At 59.2% G+C, this 2873-nt stretch carries 2 protein-coding genes; both read left to right on the top strand.

Annotated features, from left to right (window positions below; all coding sequences use genetic code 11):
- Positions 1 to 150: 150 nt before the first annotated feature.
- Positions 151 to 2067 carry a BMP family ABC transporter substrate-binding protein gene (locus DWW12_RS09580; RefSeq protein WP_117855827.1) on the top strand — a complete coding sequence of 639 codons (1917 nt, stop codon included), beginning with the start codon at positions 151 to 153 and terminating at the stop codon, positions 2065 to 2067.
- Entirely contained in the window at positions 2064 to 2774 is a 711-nt protein-coding gene (locus DWW12_RS09575) for a metallophosphoesterase (protein ID WP_117855826.1), read from the top strand. Before DWW12_RS09580 ends, DWW12_RS09575 begins: the two co-directional genes overlap by 4 nt.
- The last annotated feature ends 99 nt before the right edge of the window (positions 2775 to 2873 follow it).

Below are 2873 nucleotides of genomic sequence, written 5' to 3'. Positions count from 1 at the left end.
GTACGGATGAATATGGGAGGTGTTCGGATGAAGTTGCCAATCAAGGCATCGCCTAAAACAACCGCAAAGGGGACAGGCACCATTGTGGTGGTTTCGCATCGTGGTACCATGGTTCATATCGTTGTTTAAACGACTAAGGGAGTAGACACCATGGAAGAGGCCTATCGTCAAGCACGCAAGCGCGGCGAGCAGGGACGCCGTCGCGCCATCAGCCAAAGCGAGCACCCGTACCTTACGGACCTCGATAGCCTCGTTGCCCAGCTCCCCTTAGGTCAGCGAGAGAGCGTCGGCCTAAGGGACATTCCGCTCGAAATGGTCGTCGGCACGGTTACCAAGGGCCGTCAGTCTGCCTTTTCGTGCAACTTTATGCCCCTGTTGCCATTTAGCACCGAGTTCGCCCGCAAGTGGTCCAACCTCTATGACATCCAGGTGACCGAGGGCTATCGCGACCCCATCATCGTCACCGAGTTCATGCATCGGTTCTACGTCCAGGAGGGCAACAAGCGCGTCAGCGTCCTCAAATTCCTGGACGCCCCGACGGTTTCGGCCAAGGTCACCCGCCTCTACCCCGGCACATGGGATTCCGTCGAAAGTCGCCTGTACGGCGAGTTCTGCGCGTTTTGGCGCGTCTGCCCCCTATACGAGATCGAGTTCTCGCGCGAGGGAAGCTATGAGACGCTCGCCAAGATGCTCGGCCAGGACCTTGTCGAAAAGTGGCCACAGAAAAAGGTCGACTACCTGCGCCATACCTTCCTACTCTTTAAACGCGCCTACCTGCGCGCCGGCGGCGACCATCTGGACATTACGCCCGCCGACGCCATGCTCGTCTACCTCAATGTGTACAACCAAGACCGTCTACTGGATACGCCGACGGACATCGTCGTAAACCGCCTGTGCAAGATTTGGCGCGAGCTGGTCATTGCCGGCAAAAATGACGAGGACAAGGTCGATCTTGTCGAAGCGCCGAGCGTCGATGAGGAAGAGGCGCCCGCCAAGTCCACCTCCGGCGTGCTCAACTTCTTTATGGGCAAGACCGTCTACTCGGCGGCCAACCCCCTACGCATCGCCTTTATCCATGAGTTCCCCTGTTCGACGTCGAGCTGGGACAGCCTGCACGATCAAGGGCGCCAGTATCTCGATGAGCACTTTGGCGGTATCGTGCGCACCGAGGCGTTTGAGGACCGCCACGATCCGGACGTGTTCTACGCCGCCGTGGAAACGGCTGTCAAACACGGAGACAACGTCATCTTCTCGACCTCGCATCGCCTGATGGAATACACGCTCAGGGCGGCCGTTGAGTATCCCCAGGTTCGGTTCCTCAACTGCTCCATCGGCCTTCCCCACCAAAGCGTGCGCTCGTATTTTGGAAAGATGTACGAGGCAAAGTTTCTGCTGGGCGCCCTTGCGGCCAGCATGGCGGACAACCATCGCATTGGCTACCACGCGTCGGTCTTTGCGTCGGGCGCGCTTAGCGAGATCAACGCCTTTGCCATCGGCGCCTCGCTGCTCGACCCCCGCGCGCAAATTATCCTGACCTGGGGCGATGTGCCCGCCGGAGGCCTTTCCGAGGCCATGTGCCGCGAGGGCGTGAGCGTCATGACCGGCGCTGACATGTCAAAGTCGCTCGAAGACCCCACGGCCTACGGACTCCACCGCCTGGTCGATGGCAAGGTCACCGGCATCGCCATGCCGGTATGGAACTGGGGCCGATACTACGAGCTTATCGTGCGAAGTCTGCTGCACGGCACCTGGGATGAGACCAGTGACGACAGCCAGATTCGTGCCGTCAACTACTGGTATGGTATGAGCTCGGGCGTCATCGACATTCGCTACGCTCCGGGCCTGCCCTATCAGACGCGTAAGCTTGTTCAGCTGCTCCGCAATGGCATCGTCGAGGGCTCCATCAATCCATTTGGCGGCGAGCTCCATAGCCAAGACGGCGTGGTGCAGATCGAGGGCTTTCCCCCGCTGCCGAGCACGCAAATCGTCGAGATGGACTGGCTGGCCGACAACGTGGTGGGCACCATTCCGCAACTCGACGATGAGCCGAAGGTCCGCGCCCTATGAAAATCCTTGCCATAGCCGATACCGAAGTACGATGCCTATGGGAGTGCTTTCGCAAGGAGCGCTTTGAGGGTATCGACCTGATTCTGTCTGCTGGCGATCTGGACCCGGATTATCTTGAGTTTTTGGTCACGGTCATCAACAAACCGCTCATCTACGTACGCGGCAATCACGATGACCGCTATGCACGTCATGCACCGGGCGGCTGCATTTGTGTCGAAGACACCGTGTACGTGTATCGCGGCGTCCGCATTGCGGGGCTTGGCGGCTCCATGCGCTACCGAGACGGTGCCAACATGTATACCGAGCGCGAGATGACCAAGCGTGTGCGCAAGCTGTCCCGCAAAGTGAGGATGGTCGGCGGCTGCGACATTCTGCTGAGCCATGCACCCGCCGCCGGCGTGGGCGATCTGGATGATCTGCCGCATCGAGGATTCGAATGCTTTAACACAGCACTCGAATCCTGGAATCCCGACTACATGGTGCACGGGCATGTGCACCAATGCTATGGTCGCGACTTTCAACGCGAACATCAGCACGCATGCGGGGCAACGATCATCAACGCCTGCGGCTATACGCAGTTTGAGCTGGACGAAGCGCGCTACCCCATCCGTGGCTGGCAGGCAGCCTGGCTCAATTCGCAAACCATGCGCCGCGAGCTCAAGCGCCACGAGGCAATCGAGTCCTCTACCGCCAGAACACCCTGGTAACCGCCACAAAGGGGACAGGCACCTTTGTGGCGGTTTTGGCCCGAGATAGCAAGGCTTATAGGACAAAATGTGTGTCCCGATAGAACATCCGTTTCCATC

This window comes from Collinsella sp. AF14-35, from assembly GCF_003464565.1.
Lineage (GTDB): Bacteria > Actinomycetota > Coriobacteriia > Coriobacteriales > Coriobacteriaceae > Collinsella.
This window is presented reverse-complemented; position numbering and strand designations above follow the sequence as displayed.

Excerpts from the sequence above, each read along its gene's own strand:
- DWW12_RS09580 (WP_117855827.1), top strand. The coding sequence starts at position 151 with ATGGAAGAGGCCTATCGTCAAGCACGCAAGCGCGGCGAGCAGGGACGC.
- DWW12_RS09575 (WP_117855826.1), top strand. The coding sequence starts at position 2,064 with ATGAAAATCCTTGCCATAGCCGATACCGAAGTACGATGCCTATGGGAG.